At 69.0% G+C, this 16,639-nt stretch carries 16 protein-coding genes; 4 read left to right on the top strand and 12 right to left on the bottom strand.

Going from position 1 to position 16,639, the window contains the following annotated elements:
* Positions 1-12: 12 nt before the first annotated feature.
* Positions 13-960: an NAD-dependent epimerase/dehydratase family protein gene (locus QSK18_RS20605; protein ID WP_285621986.1), complete on the top strand. Its 948-nt coding sequence runs from the start codon at positions 13-15 to the stop codon at positions 958-960.
* 8 nt (positions 961-968) lie between these two features.
* Here the strand turns inward: QSK18_RS20605 and QSK18_RS20600 are convergent, their stop codons facing one another.
* The 5 genes from QSK18_RS20600 to QSK18_RS20580 all read right to left on the bottom strand — a co-directional run bounded on the left by QSK18_RS20600 (position 969) and on the right by QSK18_RS20580 (position 6,127).
* Entirely contained in the window at positions 969-1,763 is a 795-nt protein-coding gene (locus tag QSK18_RS20600; protein ID WP_285621983.1) for a TIGR02452 family protein, read from the bottom strand.
* Positions 1,764-1,866: 103 nt separating this feature from the next.
* On the bottom strand, positions 1,867-2,736 hold the full coding sequence (locus QSK18_RS20595) for an NAD-dependent epimerase/dehydratase family protein (protein ID WP_285621980.1): 870 nt from the start codon (positions 2,734-2,736) through the stop codon (positions 1,867-1,869).
* 192 nt (positions 2,737-2,928) lie between these two features.
* On the bottom strand, positions 2,929-3,288 hold the full coding sequence (locus QSK18_RS20590) for a FlgD immunoglobulin-like domain containing protein (protein WP_285621977.1): 360 nt from the start codon (positions 3,286-3,288) through the stop codon (positions 2,929-2,931).
* Between the two features lie 135 nt (positions 3,289-3,423).
* Positions 3,424-4,032: a hypothetical protein gene (locus QSK18_RS20585; protein ID WP_285621974.1), complete on the bottom strand. Its 609-nt coding sequence runs from the start codon at positions 4,030-4,032 to the stop codon at positions 3,424-3,426.
* 751 nt (positions 4,033-4,783) lie between these two features.
* Positions 4,784-6,127, bottom strand: a complete 1,344-nt coding sequence (locus tag QSK18_RS20580) for a GGDEF domain-containing protein (protein WP_285621971.1) — start codon at positions 6,125-6,127, stop codon at positions 4,784-4,786.
* Positions 6,128-6,483: 356 nt separating this feature from the next.
* On the opposite strand from QSK18_RS20580, the gene QSK18_RS20575 reads away from it, so the two are divergent.
* Together QSK18_RS20575 and QSK18_RS20570 are read left to right on the top strand one after the other, a co-directional pair.
* On the top strand, positions 6,484-7,281 hold the full coding sequence (locus tag QSK18_RS20575; RefSeq protein WP_285621969.1) for a hypothetical protein: 798 nt from the start codon (positions 6,484-6,486) through the stop codon (positions 7,279-7,281).
* A 158-nt stretch (positions 7,282-7,439) separates the two neighbouring features.
* Positions 7,440-9,245, top strand: a complete 1,806-nt coding sequence (locus QSK18_RS20570; RefSeq protein ID WP_285621966.1) for an AfsR/SARP family transcriptional regulator — start codon at positions 7,440-7,442, stop codon at positions 9,243-9,245.
* Positions 9,246-9,253: 8 nt separating this feature from the next.
* Here QSK18_RS20570 and QSK18_RS20565 read toward each other — a convergent pair whose 3' ends face one another.
* From QSK18_RS20565 to QSK18_RS20555, 3 genes are all read right to left on the bottom strand, one after another.
* The gene (locus QSK18_RS20565; RefSeq protein WP_285621963.1) at positions 9,254-10,162 is read right to left on the bottom strand and encodes a pyridoxamine 5'-phosphate oxidase family protein; all 909 of its coding nucleotides are present in this window, start codon (positions 10,160-10,162) and stop codon (positions 9,254-9,256) included.
* A gap of 13 nt (positions 10,163-10,175) precedes the next feature.
* Positions 10,176-11,570 carry an FAD-binding oxidoreductase gene (locus tag QSK18_RS20560; protein ID WP_285621960.1) on the bottom strand — a complete coding sequence of 465 codons (1,395 nt, stop codon included), beginning with the start codon at positions 11,568-11,570 and terminating at the stop codon, positions 10,176-10,178.
* 97 nt (positions 11,571-11,667) lie between these two features.
* A complete protein-coding gene (locus tag QSK18_RS20555; protein WP_285621957.1) occupies positions 11,668-13,095 on the bottom strand; it encodes an MFS transporter in 1,428 nt (475 codons plus the stop codon).
* An 87-nt stretch (positions 13,096-13,182) separates the two neighbouring features.
* Here QSK18_RS20555 and QSK18_RS20550 point away from each other — a divergent pair, with 87 nt between their 5' ends.
* Positions 13,183-13,782 (top strand): helix-turn-helix domain-containing protein, encoded by a 600-nt coding sequence (locus QSK18_RS20550; RefSeq protein WP_352396590.1) that lies wholly within the window; start codon positions 13,183-13,185, stop codon positions 13,780-13,782.
* A 65-nt stretch (positions 13,783-13,847) separates the two neighbouring features.
* On the opposite strand, the gene QSK18_RS20545 is transcribed toward QSK18_RS20550, so the two are convergent.
* From QSK18_RS20545 to QSK18_RS20530, 4 genes are all read right to left on the bottom strand, one after another.
* Positions 13,848-14,054: a tautomerase family protein gene (locus QSK18_RS20545; RefSeq protein WP_285621952.1), complete on the bottom strand. Its 207-nt coding sequence runs from the start codon at positions 14,052-14,054 to the stop codon at positions 13,848-13,850.
* A gap of 32 nt (positions 14,055-14,086) precedes the next feature.
* On the bottom strand, positions 14,087-14,992 hold the full coding sequence (locus QSK18_RS20540; protein ID WP_285621949.1) for an SDR family oxidoreductase: 906 nt from the start codon (positions 14,990-14,992) through the stop codon (positions 14,087-14,089).
* A gap of 163 nt (positions 14,993-15,155) precedes the next feature.
* Complete coding sequence (locus QSK18_RS20535) at positions 15,156-15,911, bottom strand: alpha/beta hydrolase (protein ID WP_285621943.1); 756 nt, start codon at positions 15,909-15,911, stop codon at positions 15,156-15,158.
* A 72-nt stretch (positions 15,912-15,983) separates the two neighbouring features.
* A complete protein-coding gene (locus QSK18_RS20530; protein WP_285621938.1) occupies positions 15,984-16,601 on the bottom strand; it encodes a TetR/AcrR family transcriptional regulator in 618 nt (205 codons plus the stop codon).
* Between the last annotated feature and the right edge of the window lie 38 nt (positions 16,602-16,639).

Raw genomic sequence — 16,639 nt, 5'->3', positions numbered from 1 at the left:
AAAGGCACCATCATGATCCTCGTGACCGGCGGGCTCGGCTTCATCGGCTCCCACACCGTCCGCGCCCTCACCGACGCCGGTGAGGAGTGCGTCCTCCTGCAGCGGCGTGAGCCCACCCTGCCCGAGCACCTGGCCGGCCTACCGGTGCACACGGTCCAGGCCGACATCTCCGACCTCGACGCCCTGCTCGCGGTGGGCAAGAAGTACCCGATCACCGGCATCGTGCACCTGGCCGTCTCGCTGCCGTGGGTGAACGACGGCGCCGACCCGGTCGACTCCTTCGGCCAGTCGCTGGAGTCGTTCCTGAACATCGTGCGGGCCGCACAGGCCTGGGGCGTGCGCCGCGTCGTCACCGCCAGCACCATCGGCGTCTACATGGGCACCCCGGTCGAAGGTGCCCTCACCGAGGACATGCCCCTGTCGCTGGAGTTCACCCACGCCATCCCGACCTTCAAGAAGATCACCGAGCTGGTCGCCGGGCACCTCTCGAACACGACCGACGTGCAGATCGTCAACGCCCGCATCTCCGGGACCTGGGGCCCCGGTGGCCATCTGCCCGACCCCTTCTTCGCCGCTCCCTCTCTGATCCAGGCCGCCGCCCTGCGCCGGGAGCCCGACCTGAGCGGGCTCGCGCAGCCCGCCCACGCCGAGGACTCCCTGGACCTGATGTACGTCAGGGACACCGGCCGCGCCCTGGCCCTGCTGCAACTGGCCGGCGAACTCCACCACCCCACCTACAACGTGGCCTCCGGCCGGGCCACGAGCAACACCGAGGTCATCGCCGCGATCCGTTCGGCCGAGCCCGCATTCGACGCCGAGCTCCCCTCGGCCGGCGCGCAGCCGGCCGCCTGGCTGGACATCACCCGCCTTCGTCAGGACACCGGTTTCGAACCGGAGTACGACACCGCCGCCGCGGCGGCCGACTACATCGCCTGGCTGCGGGCGGGCAACGCGAGGTGAAAGTCTGATCAGCTGAAGACGTCCGCGAAGGCGGCGTAGGTGGGTGTCCCACGGTGGTGGTCCAGGACGGCGAAAACCACCTCGTCGAACCAGGGCCCGCGATCCAGGGCGAGCGCGAAGGCCTCGGCCACCACAGTGGGGTCGTTGCCGAAGACACCGCACCCCCAGGCCCCCAGGACGATCCGGCGGTGACCGTGCGCGGCGGCGACGGCCAGGACTCGGGCGGCCCGGCGTTGGAGGATCTCGGCCACGCTGGGCAGGAGCGCGGGCTGCTGCCTGGTGAGGGCCGCGCGGTTCGGGGCTGCCGAGGTCAGGAACGACACCAGGTAGGGCTTGGCCAGCAGGTTGCCGTCGTCATCGCGCACCACCGGAACATCGGGGGAGTAGATGACGCGATCGGAGTAGGTGAGTTCTGGATGCCTGCGGTGGTAGCCGTAGAAGCCCTCGACGGGGCGAAGGCAGGCGTACAGGGCCGAGCTCCGGGCCAGGCTCTCCTCCTGCGCCTGAGAGCCGTTGAGGAAACCGCCGCCGGGATTGCGGGCCGAGGCGAAGTTCAGGCAGGCCACGCCATGTCCGAGCTGCTGCGCTGCAGACAGGCTGGTTTCGTTGGTCACCGTCACCTCGGCCTTCCGTGCAGGGACGGCCGGTGCGGCCAGGGCGTCGTCCGGGACGTACAGGACCGTCCCCGTCACCGCTGCGGTGACTTGCCCGCGGATGTCGACCTCTCGCCCGTCCACCGAGTAGGTTCCGCGCTCAAGGATGCCGACCGTCTCCTCGGCCATGGCCTTGCGAATGTTCCGCATGCGCCACATCCTGATGCCCGCCGTCGCCCGCCAGCAAGGGAAAACGTCCGACGAGCACGGCGCACCAGCAGTGAAGCCCCGCGGGGTTTCGCAGTGATGACATTCAGTCCGGTGAAACCTCATCGCGCCAGGAGTGCCGCGGCTCGTAACCCAGTACGCGACGTGCCTTGTCGATACTCAGCAGGGTCTCGTGCTCGCCCAGCTCTTTGCGGATCTCCACGTCCGGGAAGACCTCGGCCATCAGCGAGGCGCTGGAGCGGGACATCACCGTGTCGGCATTGGCGATCACGAACACCTCGCGTCCCGGGGTGCGGTACTCCAACGAGCGGCGCACGGCCTGGGCTCCGTCACGGGCGTCGATGTAGCCCCACAGATTCCACTTACGCAACTGCGGGTCGGCGTCGAAGGCCGGGAAAGCGGCGTAGTCCTCGGGGTACATGACGTTGGAGAACCGCAGGCCGGTCATCGACAGTTCGGGGTCCCAGCGGCAGAACTGCGTGGCCATCTCCTCCTCCAGCGTCTTGACCAGCGAATAGGTCGACTCCGGGCGGGGGTGGTACTCCTCGTCGACGGGCGCGTACGGGGGAGGGGTGTCGAAGGGCAGGCCGAGCACGGTCTCGCTGGAGGCCCACACCACCTTGCGGACGCCCGCGGCCCGGCAGGCGTTGAAGACGTTCCAGGTCGCGGGGGCATTGTTGGCGAACGTGGCCGAGTTCGGGATCAGGCCGGGGGCGGGGACCGCGGCGAGGTGGACCAGGGCCTCGGGCCGGGGGCCGCGCTCGTCCACGGCTCCGGAGACGATCTCCAGCACCTGCCCGTAGTCGGTCAGGTCGGCGCGAAGCGAATCCCCGCTCCAGCCCGTGACACTCACCCGGTCCACGGCCAGGACGTCCCACCCGTGGGTGGCCAGGTCGGTGATGACGGCCCGGCCGAGCTTGCCGGCGGCTCCGGTGACGACGACGCGTTGTGACATGGCATAGGACGGTAGTGCCAGGAGACCCGTTGTGCCCGCCCGCCCACCGACGAGAACGCCCGGCCACCACAGTGGCCGGGGCCATCTCTTAGGTCACTCGGTGTCCGGTGCTCCAGCGGCTTCCTCGGCAGCGCCGCGCACGGGCGAGTCGTCCCCAGCTAGTCGCCGGTGCCTCGCCACTCACGACGGCTCTCAGCGACTCAGGGCGACGCGGCCGGTGATCGCCCCTCCGTCGACGCCGATCAGCTTCCCTTCGCCGTCAGCCGCTTTGGCGCTCAGTTCCCAGGTGTAGGTACCCGTTGCAGCCTTGCCGCCGGTCTGGGTCTTGCCGTTCCAGCGCACGTCGCGGATGCTCCCGTCCGGTGCATTGCCTTTCAGAGTCTCTACGGTCCGTCCAGTGCTGTTGCGGACGGTGAGAACGACCGCGGTCAGCGGCTTGCTGGTGTTGAACTCGAGCCGCCAGGAATCGCCGCGGCCGTCCCCGTACGGCTGCACGGTGTGGGTGGCGTTGCCGCGGTCCAGCAGTCGGTAGGCGCCCGGTGTGCCCGGCACACCCAGGGCACAGCGTCCCGCGGAGAAGGCAATCGGCCGCCCCGAGGCACCCAACCGGAGCTGACGCTCGTCCGAAAAATTGGTTCGTCTGTGCCGGAGACCCTGATGCTGCCAGACCTCGGCTCCAGGCTGCTTCTACCGGGAGCCGTCAGCGGTCCACAGCTGCCCCGCGCTCAGGAGAGCCGAGGCAATCAAGGCCTTCTCTGCACCAACAGTGGCTATCCGCTTGGCGGTCCGGTCGATCGAGTACACCCCCGCGGTCCTCAGCGGGCCGCCGACCGCCGCGACGAAGCGGTTGCCCACACCGGCCACGCCCGTGTTCCGGCCGGTCAGTTTCACGGTACGCACGCTCGTGCCGTCGAAGATTCTCAAGCACCAGTCGCTGTCGCCGGGGCGAACGATCGGGCCGACGCGCTGGTCGGCCAGCGCCAGAGCCGACTGCGGCCACAACGGTTCGGTGTACCGCGTGATCCGGTCACCGGATCGCACCCAGAGGCGGATCTCCCGCTTGTTATCTGCGAAGTCGCCGGGGCTGAACCAGCTGATCGTCGTCGCCGAGATAGCGGGGCCGAAGAGCGTGCCGGTGGAGGACTCGATCCGCTGCACCTTCGCGGTCGCCAGATCAATGAGATCCACGGCGTAGGTGGTCTGCATGCCGTCCGCGCTGACCGTATGACTGGTCACCCTGGCCCCCATCGCGTCGGCGGCGACCTCCGGCGCCTGTTGCAGGCCGGTGAGCTGCACCGTGCTGGATCCGTGGGGGCCGTGGCGGGTCAACGTGCCGTCGGCGTACCCCAGCCATCCGTCGGTGGTCAGGGGCGAGCGGGGTCTCTGCCGTTTCGGTGATGCTTTCGGTGCGCGTGACCAGGTCGAAGCGGTGCAGGCGGAACGGCGGGCCCACCGTCGCCGGGTTGGCGCTCGTCCGCCAGCCCATGACGCCGTTCAGCGTGCCGACCGGGGTGAGGAAGGCGCCTGACTGCGAGGGGAACAACTGCAGCCGCGAATCGGGCGGCCCAGCCAGCAGATCCTGGTCCCTGCGCTGCAGCACCGCGAAGCCGGCCTTGGATGCGCCGAGCAGGGAGATGGTTGAGCTGTCGCTGCGGTGCAGCGGGACGGGTGTTCATACGTCGGTGTCCTGAGCGAGCGCAGCGGCCGACGCTGTGAGTGGGTCGGCCGTGACCACGCCGGTGCCGAAGAGGTCCGGCGAGGTCAGGACGGATGCCGCGATGATCGCGGCGGCCGCGGCGGAACGGGCGGCTCGGACGCGTGCCCTGGAGGTCGGTCGCCGGCTCGATGGAGTGGGCTCTGGTTCCCGGGTCATCGCCGCCTCCGATCAGGCCGATACCGTGCCGCCGGGTCTCCTTCGTGCGATCGCTCGTAACCGGCGATCTGTTACAGGTAGCAGCGTTGCATCAGATCGGTCTTCTGCTGGAGGGACACGATCGGGGCGGTTACGGCTGAGCAAGCGTTCGTACGGGCGGGCGAACAGATCAGATCACGCTGAGGCAAAGACCTCGATGCGGCCCCGGCCGTTCTCCTTGGCCCGGTACAGCGCCATGTCTGCGTTGTGTATGAGGGTCGCCGCTTCGGGGCTGTCTTCGGTGAGGACGGCGATACCGATCGAGACGCCGATGGTCACCGGGTGGCCGTCGAGGTCGAAGGGTTCGGAGAGAGCACTGCGGATCCGCTCGGCCACCGCGTGTACGTCGGTGCTGTGACGTACGCCGCGGCACAGCACGAGAAACTCATCGCCTCCGAAACGGCAGACGAAGTCGTCAGGGCGAGTTGCGTCGGCAAGGCGCCGGGCGACCTGTCGCAGGAGGTCGTCACCCGTGGCGTGGCCGTAGGTGTCGTTGACGGGCTTGAAACCGTCAAGGTCGAGGAAAAGTGTCCCCACGATGCTGGGAGGGTCGGTCGACCTCCTGCGCCGCCAGTCGTTGATCGCTGCGTCGGTACGTTCCATGAAAAGGGCGCGGTTCGGCAGGCCCGTGAGTGGGTCGTGCAGGCGGGCCTTGGCGAGGCGGTTGGCGTTTCCCAGGGCTGAGAACCCCATAAGCAGGATGAGCAGCATGGCAGCGGCGAAGGCTGCGAACAACTGCCAGGCCGCCCTGCTGGCCGCTTGGACGGGAGCCAGCAGTGTCGTACGCGGTGCTGTCATGAGCAGTTGCCACCGGCTGTCGGCGATCTGGTGCGCCGAGAAGTACGTGTTGCCGACAACGCCCTTGCTCATCGATCCACTCGGTACCGTCCTGGTCTGGTCGCCCAGGGGGGTGCCGGGTTCAGCTGTCGTCGAAGACGTGATGATTTGTTTCTCTCCGTCGATCACGTACGAAGAGCCCGTGACGGGGCTGATAGCTCCAGCGAAGAGCTGGTCCAGTTGCGCCAGAGGAACCGGGACCACCATGAGGCGCGGGCCGTCCAGGGCGTCGAAAGGCTGATAGGCCAGAACGCCCGAAGAGTCACTGCTGCGGTCGATGTTCCCGAAAGCTATTTTTCCGGTCTCCTGGGATATGGCGAAACCAGGGTCAGACGACAGGACGGCCTCCGCTGGTACATCGGATCTCGGGTGCGCGAAAAGCATCCGGCCGTCGGCGTCCAGAACGGCGTACCACGCCGTCCCCAGATCCAGGTTGCGGGTGTTCACCCGCATCTGCGCTTGTGTGCCGGCGAAGTACCGTTCCGCGTCGGCCCGGATCTGGGCGTCGTTGCCCGCCAAAGTGCCAGAAACGAACTTTGCCGCAACGGCGACCCGGGCATCGAACTCGGCAAGGGCCTTGTCCCCTGAGGCCGACGTGGTGTTGTGGACGTAAGTGCCGGCGGCGACGACAACGACCACCATGAGAGCCACGGGAAACCCAACGCGTACCAAACGCGCCAATTGCATCAGGGGCCGTCCCGTCAGACTGTTCCTCACCCACCCTTTGTCGGCACTCCACTGCCTAGCATGAGGGGCGGCTGCCGAGTGGCGAAGCAGGAGCATGCCCTGATCAGGCCCGTGCGGAGGAGAGATCCGGGCCTTTCGCAGGTCGCAGAACCTGAGAGCCACCTGAGGAGGACCTTCAATGTTCGAGAAATCGCCTGCACCGGTTCACAGGTAATTCTAAGCTGACGCGGCGCCCCGGGGAGGATGCCGGGCCGCGTCAGCGTGCCTCCTGCGTCCTGCCGGCACGCTTCGAACTCAGCGAACGGAATCGCATGTCCGCGAACAACTCGCGACCTCTCCACACCCGCTTCTTCACCGCCACCGCGGCCGCCGTGCTCGGCGCTGCCGTACTGCTCGCCGGGACCGGTGGCGAGAGCGCCCAGGCGATCACCGCCCAGAACGTCTCGGCGCCCCTGGCCCAGGCTGCCGCCCCGACCGGAGCACAGACCGCCGCCTACTCGGCCGCCGCGCGGACGCCGATCCAGATCCTCAAGGCCGCCCGCGCCAAGGCCAAGAAGGCCAAGACGGTGCGCGTCCAGGCCACGATCAAGGACCCGGGCGGCACCATCAAGCTGGACCTGCGGATCACGAAGGCGGGCAAGGCCACCGGGAGCCTCTCCACCCCCGGTGACGGCTCGATGAAGCTGATCCTGGTCAGCAAGAAGAAGGGCTACTTCAAGCCGGGCAAGGACATGCTCGAGCAGATCGCCGAGGGCGACGAGTCGGTTAAGGAGCAGCTGGCCGGGCGCTGGATCGAGTTCGGCCGGGGCGAGGGCCTGGACGACGCCTTCGAGCTGGCCTCGTGGAAGACCTACACCCAGGACGTCTTCACCCTGGCCGGGCCGCAGAGCGGCCTGGTCAAGGTCAAGGGCAAGAAGGTCAAGGGCTACAAGAAGACGATCGGCCTGAAGGAGCGGGGCATCCAGGGCACGATCCTGATCGCCGCTGACGGCACGAACCGGCTGGCTGCCTACACGCACCCGGAAGGCCGCTTCACCTACACCGCCTGGAACGCGAAGGTCAAGATCAAGGCCCCGGCGAACCCGCTGAGCGCCTCCAGCATCTCCTGATCCATCCCCCTCGAAGACGCTCCCGGCCCTGCGGCCGGGGGCGTCTCCGCCTGTCCGGAAGGAGACCGAAAGTCCCTCTCCAGTAGGATGCTTCGCCCTCTCGAATCGTCAGCTAGAGTATTGGGTTCGGTAAGGCGATCGGTTCGGAAAGGACTCCGGTGACGACTGAAGAGGCCACCGAACTGCGCTTTGCCGTTCTGGGCCCGGTGCGTCTGTGGCGTGGTGGGCAGGAGATCGCAACCGGTTCGCCGCAGCAGCAGGCTGTGCTGGGCGCCCTGCTGCTGGCCCGGGGCCGTGCAGTCTCGATCACAGAACTGATCCGCGTGGTCTGGGGCGAGGAGCCGCCGGCCACCGCCCTGGGAACGGTGCGGACCTACATCTCCCGGATGCGGCGCCTCCTGGAAGGCACCAGGGCCCGGATCGATGCGGTCGCCGGTGGCTACGTACTGCGCGACGAAGGCCTGCGGGTGGATGCCTGGGACGTCCAGTCCGCGCTGAACCAGGTCACGGGCAGCGCCGCCGACCCGATCCCCGTCCTGGCCGATGCCCTGGCCGCCTGGTCCGGCCCAGCCCTGGAAGGGGTACCGGGAACTTGGGCGCAGGCCCAGCGGGTGCGTCTCAACGACCTGCGCGTGGCCGCGACCGAAGCGCTGATCCGGTCCCGCTTACGAGAAGCAGGACCCAGCGCCCGAGAGGTCGACGACCTCACCGGCCTGGTCCAGGAGAACCCCCTGAACGAAGACCTCCGGGCGCTGCTGATGCTGGCCTTGCACCACCAGGGGCGGCGCGCGCAGGCGCTGGAGGTGTTCCACACCGGACGGCATCTCTTGCGCGAGGAACTGGGGCTCTCGCCGGGCCCGACCCTGCACGCGGCGCAGGAGCAGATCCTGCGGGACGACGAGAACGTCCCCGCGCGGCCCCCCGCGCGGCAAGTGACCTACCTGCCCGTGGTCCTGGCCGACTTCGTCGGGCGCCGACAAGCGCTGGCCGAGCTGGAGTCGGCGCTGACCGGCCCGGGCGCGGTGGCGGGGATCGCGGGGATGGGCGGTTCGGGCCGCTCCTCGCTGGCCGTTCTGGCCGCCCACCGTCTGGCTCCGGGGTTCTCCGGCGGTCAGGTCTACGTGGATCTGGCCGGCCCCGGAGGACTGGACGGGGTGCTGGAACAGCTCCTGCGGCTCATGGGGGCCGATCTCTCAGCCTTGCCCGGCCGGGAGGCCAGGGCGGCTGAGCTGAACACACTCGCGTCGGGCGAGCGGCTGCTGCTGGTCGTCGAGAACGTCAGCTCGCTCGAGCAGCTCCAGCTCCTTCGCCAGGCCCTTCCCTCAGCCGCCCTGTTGTTCACCTCGCTGCGGCAGGTGCACGGCATGGCCGACGTCACCTGGGTCCGGCTGCAGCCGCTGAGCCACTCGGAGAGCCTCGAGCTCTTCGCCGCGGTCGCCGGGCCCGAGCGCGTGGCCCAGGAGACGCAGGCCTGCCGGGAGCTGGCGGCCCTCAGCGGTGGGTACGCGCTCGCGGTGCGGGTCTTCGCCCAGCGGGTACGGGACCTGCCCCGGTGGAACGTCTCGGCCATCACCCAGAACATGCGTGAAGAGATGGCCCACCCCTTCTCCTCCGGCCACGCGGACTGCGACCTGCTCGCGGCGCCGGTCGAGCGCACCTACAGCGTGCTGGACCCGGAAGCGGCGCGGATCATCCGGATGCTGGGACTGCTGCCCGACCAGGAGTACTCCGCCGCCCGGATCGCCGACCTCCTACGGATTCCGGTGCACCAGGTGTTCTTCGCGGCGGCCGCCTGCATCGACGTCTCGCTGCTCAGAGAGTGCGCCACCGAGCACCACTACCGCCTGAGCGACCCCGTCGTGCGCACCGTGATGATGCGCCTGGCCCATGCCACCGACGGGGCGCGGGAGGTGGCCCGGGTGCAGGCCGACCACGCGAGCGATCGGCTGTGCGCCCCGGCCTGAGCAACGGTTTACCCAGCCAGGTGGCGGAACCGGTCCCACTGCACCGGGGCCGGGCTGATCCCGCGCCGGTCCCGATAGCGGCGGGTGGCCTGCTTGTTCTTCCTGACCAGACGCAGGAGGTCGAGCGGGGTGCGCAACCGCATCGGTTCCACAACCCGTTCGGGCACGAACAGCCGTCGCCCCGTCCCGTCTGTCTCCAGGCGCCCACGCACCAGGGCGTTGGCCTGTCCGGCCACGAGTTCGTCGTGGTGATGCATCAGCAGACTGGCCGGCCCGTCCAGGGCTTCGATACCGGCCGGGACGTCGACGCGGTATCCACCGGCCGGAGCGTCCGCCACGGCCTCCACGCGGAACAGCACCGGCGCCCCGGACCGGTCGCGGGCCCCCAGCACGGCCGAGGGAGCCTGGGCCAGGGCCTCGGCCCCCACCAGGCCTGTCGCTGACATGCTGGCCCGTTTCTGCGGTCGGAAGGCCGGCAGCGTGGTGACCGCCGTCGGCTCGACGTCGATCCGAAGCCGGACGAAGTACCAGTCCATCAGCCGGCGCATGGGTCCGCGCAGGTATGCGCGATTGCCCGGCTGACGGGCGAAGACCATCGCCCAGTAGGCCTCCAGACCCTCCGGAGAGACCAGGACCGATTCCGGGCTGAGGGCCGAGCCGGACACCAGGACCTGCGGCGGCAGGTCCCGGCCACTGCCGGTCGGGTCGGAGAACAACAGAGCCACCCGGCCGTCCCGGCGCACGTTCACCGCCTTCTGGGCGAAGGCGAGGGTGGTGGTGATCACGAACGAGCCGTCCGGTTGCCGCAGGGTGAGGGTCGGCCAGGCCAGTGGTGTGCCGTCCGGCCCGAGAGTGGCGAACTCGCACGAGCGGTAGGCGTCGACGAGGGAGGAGACATCGGGGTCGAGGGAGATCACGTCGGCCTCGCCGTCAGCCGGCGATCAGGACGTGGTTCACCCGGAACCGGTTCAACGGGTCGTACTTGAGCTTGCACTCGAGCAACCGCTCGTGAACGGCCGGGGAATAGGCCCGCGCGATCTGCGCCGGGTCTGCGTCGGCCGGGCTGAGGAAGTTCAGCACCGACCCAGGATGCTTCCACGGGGTCAGGGCATCCAGCAGCGCATCAAGAGGGTCGGCGACCGCCGCCTGATTCCCCGGAGCTGCGGTTGCTCCCAACCACAGGGTGAACGGCGCGTCTCGATGGCCGACCGCGTTGGCCACCTCGGGCTCGCGGCCGAGAGCTCCTCCCAGGCGACGGATCTCGGCCACCAGGACGGGGGTGTCCGCCCCTGCGCCCGCGGCCTCGACGAAGGCCTGGGCTGCCTCTGGCGGGAATCCGGTCAGCATGGTGGTGCGCTCGTAGGCCGGCAGCGGCTCGACCGGATCATTGTGTACCACGGCATATTCGGTGTACGGACGCTCTTGCGCCAGGTCGATGAGCGCCGGCGCCGCGACCCGTACCGGTGCCAGCAGCGCCTCACCCTCCGCGGCCGTACCCAGATGGGAAAAGCGCAGATGCGCAATGACCTTCCCGCGCAGAGGCTCGGGGACGAACGGCGCCGGAGGCAGCCTCAGAAAGGCAAAGGAGACACTGACGCGGTCGTCGTCCAGACCGGCCAGACGGCGGAACTCGCTCAGGACGGCATCTGCATGCTCGGCGTCGAAGTAGAGGCCGCCGCCGTAGAACCGAGACACCGGCATCAGCGAGAACGTGAGCGAGACGACCACCCCGAAGTTGGACTTGCCCCCGCGCACGGCCCAGAACAGGTCGGGCTCGCTCTGCGCGGTCACCGTGCGCAGTTCGCCGTCCGCAGTGACGATGTCGAACGAACGCACGTGGTCGGCCGCCCAGCCGAAGCGGCGCCCGAGCACCGGGCTGAGGCCACCACCGAGGGTGTAACCCACCACCCCCACGTTCAGGGCCGAACCACTGACCGGCGCCAGGCCGAGGGCACCGGCCGCGGACACCACCTCCTGCCACTCGACGCCCGCCCCCACGGTCGCCGTTCGGGCCCTCTGATCGATCTGCAGGCTCTTCAGCCGGCGCACGTTGATGAGTACAGCCTGGTCGGCTGTGCTCATCACACCGTGCCCCGTGGCCAGAACGGCCACCGGCAGGTTCTGGATCGCGGCGAAGCGCACGGCCGCCTGCACGTCGGCAGCATTGGTGGCGCCGACCGCCACTGCCGGCGTCTGCGGGAAACCCAGGTTCCAGGCAAAGGTCTCGTCGCCGTACGACTGGTCAGCAGGAGTAGCTACGGGACCGGCCACCTGGCTGGTCAGAAGGTCCAGGGCGGCCGGGGGAATGATCACTGCGTCGTTCATGCCGATCAGCACAACAGGGCACGATCAACAAAACATGGACGATGGTTGGACGCGGGTACCTGAGGACGTCGGTCTGGTGCGGGCCGCCGTTGACGCCTCAGCGGGGAGGCTGTTCGTCCCCGCGCCCTGGTCGCCCAGGGGACTGTGCGCTGAGCGCAGCCACAGCGACAAGTACCAGCCCGCAACCGGACACGATGATCCAACCGGGGCGGGAGGCGGCCGCCAGGCCCGCCGCATCGACATCGGCCACCAGACTCCCACCGACAGCTATCCCGATGGCCGCGCCCACCTGCCGGGCCGCCGATGTGGTTCCACCTGCCACACCCGCCCGTTCCTTCGGCAGACCGGTCACCGCGGTCGTCGTGAGCGGAGCGTTCGCGAAGCCGATCCCGATCCCGACCAGGGCCAGGGCGAGCAGGGCCCATCCGGTTCCTCCCCGGTCGCCGGCCAGGAGCAGACCCAGCCCGCCCACGGCGAGGAACCCGCCGGCCAGCAGCAAGGGCAGACGGGGCCCGCGCCGGCCCATCAGCGTCCCGGCGATGGGCGCGCAGATCGTGGCCCCCACTGCCAGAGGCAGCGTCGCCGCCCCGGCCCGTGCTGCCGACCAGCCCAGGGTCTCCTGCAGGTACAGGGTGTTCAGGAACAGGATCGTGTTCAGCGCCACGAACACCGCCGCGGCCCCGAGCACGGCGCCGGCGAACGCCGGCCTGCGGAACAGGGCCGGATCCATCAGTGGCTGCTGCCGGCGGGTCTCGATCTGGACGAAAGCGAGGACCAGGACCGCCAGGAGAAGGGGGCCCGCGATCAGCCCAGCGGTTGCGTGGTGCAGTCGCGGCATCTCGATCAGAAGTCCGACGCCCAGGCCGATCGACGTCATCAGCAGGACCTGGCCGGGCAGGTCGAGGCGGCGGTGCCGGTGACCTCGGGACTCCGGCACGACGAGCGCCACCAGAAGAAGGGCCGCGAGCACGATCGGGACCCCGGCCCAGAACACCGCCCGCCAGCCGAGCGCAGTGGTCAGCGCCCCACCCAGGACCGGCCCGGTGGCCATGCTGAGCCCGAAGACGGACGCCCAGACTCCGATCGCGCGGGCCCGTTCACGCGGCTCGGGCATGGCGTTGACCACGATGGCCAGCGCCACCGGGCTGAGCATCGAGGCGCCCACACCCTGCAGTGCGCGCGCCGCGATCAGGACCTCCAGGGACGGGGCGAGCGCGCAGGCGAGCGAGGCGGCACCGAACGTCACCAGGCCGGTCCGGAACACCCGGCGGCGCCCGTACCGGTCGGCGAGCGAACCGGAGGTGATGAGCAGGCCGGCGAAGACGATCGTGTAGGCATCGACCGTCCACTGCAGCCCTCGGGTGTCCGTGCGGAGGTCACGGCCGATGTCCGGCAGGGCCACGTTGACGATCGTGGTGTCGAGGCCGATGAGGAACATGGCGGTCGCGCACACGGCCAGCACCGTCCAGCGCCGCCTCGTGCTGAGCGCGGGGGATGCAGGGGAGACCTGCTGGGAGATGGTCACGAGTCACCGTCCGTCGGAAGCGATTGGGGTGGCTCATCGTGTGGGCGGGGGTGGGGCCGGGGCGACGGAATTTGCGAGAACTGCAAAATGGTGGACGTGAGTGTGGAGGAAATCCTGGACGGCATCGGCACACGGGTGCGTTCAGTACGTCAGAGCCGAGGACTGACGCTGGAGTCGCTGGCCGAGGAGACCGGCCTGTCGGTCAGTACCCTCTCGCGGCTGGAGACCGGCCGCCGTCGGCCGACCCTCGACCTGCTCATCCCCCTGGCCCAGGCTCTGCATGTCGCACTGGACCAGCTCGTCGCCGCACCGGCCACGGGCGACCCGCGCACGCACCTGACCCCGCAGCGCCGGGACAGCGGCAGCGTCTTGGTACCGCTGACCCGCTATCCCGGACGGGTACGCGTCTTCAAACAGGTTCTGGCGCCGCGTGAACCGCACCTGGTCTCGCATCCCGGATACGAATGGCTCTACGTGCTCGCCGGACAGCTGCGCCTCATTGTCGGTGAACGCGAATTTCACCTGGTGCCGGGCGAGATGACGGAGTTCGACACTGCCGAGCCGCACTGGTTCGGTCCTGCGGACGGCACGGCCGTCGAGATCCTCCATCTCTTCGGGCCGTTCGGCGACCAGCCGGTCGTCCGGGCAATTGGCCCGGTGATCGGCCCGGAGGAGACCGGCTCGTAGCGGGTCAGGCGGAGGTGGGTGACCTGCGCCTGACCGCGACGACAGGAGGCGGGGGCAGGCGCCGATCAGCTGCGGCCGAGCATCTCCGCGGTCAGGATCGTTCCGCCGAGGTTCCAGCCACCCTCGACGACCTCGTCGACGAGTACGAGGGTGGTGGCCCGGGCGCGTTCACCGTAGACCGAGACGTAGGCCTCGACCACCGCGTCGGAGAGTTTCTTCTTCGACTCTGGGGTGAGGGTGTCGGCGGGAACCTTGAGGTTGGCGAAAGGCATGGTTGTTCTCTTTTCTTTCTGGTGACGGGTTTTCAGAGTGCGGCGTTTGAGGGCAGCAGGCTCTCGAGGCCGACGCGGCGGTAGAACTCGGCGCGGATGCGGTCGGCGACGGCCGAGACCACTTCGCTGCCGTCCCGGCTGGGGTCGACGTGGGTGCGGAAAGGCCTTTGGCCTGCGGGGAGATCGATCACGCGCACGATCTCGTCGGCGACGGACTGCGCGTCGGCGTCGGCCGGAATCAGTGCGGCCAGGCGCTGAGGCAGGTCGTTCAGCAGTTCACCGTACAGCGGCGCGTACGCCGCCTCGGTCGCCTGGTCCTCGGGGCGGCCGGCGTGGGCGAAGTGGTTCGTTCCAGAGGTGAACGCCCCGGGGACCACGATCGTGGTGTCGATGCCGAAGCGGATGAGCTCGCCGGCGTAGCTTTCGGCCAGGGCGTCCATGGCGGCCTTGGCGGCGAAGTAGGGGGCCAGGAACGGCGGGTGCCCGCCGCGGGTGGAGGAACTGCCCACCCAGACCAGCAGGCCGGAGCGCTGCTCGCGCAGCAGGGGGAGGGCGGCCCGGTTGACCCGCTGGGTGCCCACGACGTTGACGTCGTAGAGGGCGGCCAGCTGATCGGGGGTGAAGGCTTCGGCCGGTCCGCTCACCATGTGGCCAGCGTTGTGCACGATGACGTCCAGACGTCCGTGCTGCTGGTTCACTTCGTCGAGGGCGGCGTCGGCGGAGGCCTGGGACTGCACATCCAGTTCGACGGCGCTCAGGCGCAGGCCCTCCGTGCCGGCCAGTTGGGCGAGATCGGCGACGACTTGGGCGTTGCGGCCGGTGGTGGCGCGCATTCCGGCGATGACCGTGTGCCCGGCGCGGGCCAGGGACAGGGCGGTCAGGTGGCCGAAGCCGCTGGAAGCGCCCGTGATGAGGACGACTTGGGGGGAGTCGGTCATGATGCACTCCAGTCTGTCGATATCGTCGGTACGGCTTGCCCGTTCCGTTGATACGAAGATCGTAACACACTCATGGATCGTTGGTAGTTTGTCGCCGTATCGACGATACGTAAGGAAGTGTGTCACCCCGGGGAGCGGCCGATCCCGTGGTCGGCGGCCCAGGTCAGGTGAACGAGGTCAGCACGGCGTCGCCGAGTGTTGTGCCCTTCACCAGCAGGTCGTAGGGCAGGTCGAAATGGTTACGGCCCGGTACCACCAGGTCGACCGCCGGCTTCAGCCGATGGGCCATTTCTCGGTGCTGACGGGCGTATTCGTCAGTCTCGTTCTCGCCGCGAGCCATGATCACCGGGGGGCAGTCGGCGTGCAGGTGGTGGATCGGGCTCAGGGCTCGGGCGTTGGTGGCGTCGAGGCGCAGGGCGTCGTTGACATAGCTGTGGCGCACTGGTTCCAGGTCGTACATCCCGCTCAGCAGCACGCACCCGGCGACCGGCGTGGTCCGAGAGAGAACCGCGGCCGCGACCAGATGGGCACCGGCCGAGGATCCGGCCACGTGTATCCGGTCGGCGTCGAAGCCCAGGGTGGTGGCGTTGTCGTGCAACCAGGTCAGACCGCCTCTGACAGAGGCCACCATGCTCGGTAGGGAGTTGTCCGGGGCCAAGCCGTAGCCGATCGCGGCGAACGCGATGCCGGCCCGGTGTGCGTCCGGGGCGGCGAAGGCCGACTCCTGGCGGCTGAGGGCCTGCCAGTTGCCGCCGTGTACGTAGACCACCAGGGGGCAGTCAGGGTCCGGCCCAGGAAAGAAGTCCAGCCGCTCGGCCGGGGCCGGGCCGTAGGCGAGATCAGGCTGGTGCTCGAGACAGGTCCGAGCCCGGCGACTGCGTTCGGCGTAAGCGTCGAGGTAGGCCGTGAGAGACTCCACGCGACTGCTCGGCGAGTACTGCTCATCGAGTTCCTGCCGTGAGTATCTGCGCCAGGAAGCCATACTCAGACCCTACGTCATAGTAGCTTCTGTGGATCGGCTTCCTTCGGTGTCTTCCTGAGGCCCGTGCCAGAACGCCGGTGAGGCGGCCATGATCAGCCACTCGCCCCGCTCGACGTCGAGAACTTCTGCCTCGAGCCATACTTCGAGAGCCCCGACGGTGCCGGCGGCCGCGTAGGCGGCGAGCCCTCTGATGTCGCCGTCGGACTGCGCCCCGGCGGGCAGGATTCCGGGATGTCGGCGGGCATGTGCCTCCAGCGATCCGCGCACCACCGCCTCCAGATTGTCCCGAAGAGGGCTGAGCAGGTGGGGTGTGGAGGCGTTGCGGTAGACGCCTGCATGATCGGCGACGTGCTGGCAGAGTGCGCGCACCCCGGCCCGCATGCCGGAGTCCGTCCGGCTGCTTCCGGAGAGGTCCGGGTGATCGCCGGCGATGTTCTCCAGTTCTTCGCGCAGCAGGGTCGCCAGCAGGTCCAGAGGTGAGCTCGAGTGACGGTAGAACGTGTCGCGGGTCACCTCGGCCTCTCGGCACAGTTCGGTGACGGTGACGTCGGTGACCGGGCGTTGCTCGGCCAGGCGGTAGACGGCCACCCGCAGAGCGTCCCGGGAGCGCCGGAAGCGCGAATCCATCGTTCGAGTGTAGTCCCCGCCTCTATCTGACATGTGTC

Origin of the sequence: Kineosporia sp. NBRC 101677 (genome assembly GCF_030269265.1) — a bacterium.
In the GTDB taxonomy this organism is placed as follows: Bacteria; Actinomycetota; Actinomycetes; order Actinomycetales; family Kineosporiaceae; genus Kineosporia; species Kineosporia rhizophila.
The sequence above is the reverse complement of the archived record's forward strand: the minus strand, read 5'-3'. Positions and strand labels throughout refer to the sequence as shown.

Coding starts and splice junctions, on each gene's coding strand:
- QSK18_RS20550 (WP_352396590.1), top strand. CDS start 13,183: ATGGTGGACGTGAGTGTGGAGGAAATCCTGGACGGCATCGGCACACGG.
- QSK18_RS20580 (WP_285621971.1), bottom strand. CDS start 6,127: ATGGTGGTCGTTGTCGTCGCCGCCGGCACTTACGTCCACAACACCACG.
- QSK18_RS20600 (WP_285621983.1), bottom strand. CDS start 1,763: ATGCGGAACATTCGCAAGGCCATGGCCGAGGAGACGGTCGGCATCCTT.
- QSK18_RS20540 (WP_285621949.1), bottom strand. CDS start 14,992: ATGACCGACTCCCCCCAAGTCGTCCTCATCACGGGCGCTTCCAGCGGC.
- QSK18_RS20530 (WP_285621938.1), bottom strand. CDS start 16,601: ATGGATTCGCGCTTCCGGCGCTCCCGGGACGCTCTGCGGGTGGCCGTC.
- QSK18_RS20560 (WP_285621960.1), bottom strand. CDS start 11,570: ATGAACGACGCAGTGATCATTCCCCCGGCCGCCCTGGACCTTCTGACC.
- QSK18_RS20595 (WP_285621980.1), bottom strand. CDS start 2,736: ATGTCACAACGCGTCGTCGTCACCGGAGCCGCCGGCAAGCTCGGCCGG.
- QSK18_RS20545 (WP_285621952.1), bottom strand. CDS start 14,054: ATGCCTTTCGCCAACCTCAAGGTTCCCGCCGACACCCTCACCCCAGAG.
- QSK18_RS20605 (WP_285621986.1), top strand. CDS start 13: ATGATCCTCGTGACCGGCGGGCTCGGCTTCATCGGCTCCCACACCGTC.
- QSK18_RS20575 (WP_285621969.1), top strand. CDS start 6,484: ATGTCCGCGAACAACTCGCGACCTCTCCACACCCGCTTCTTCACCGCC.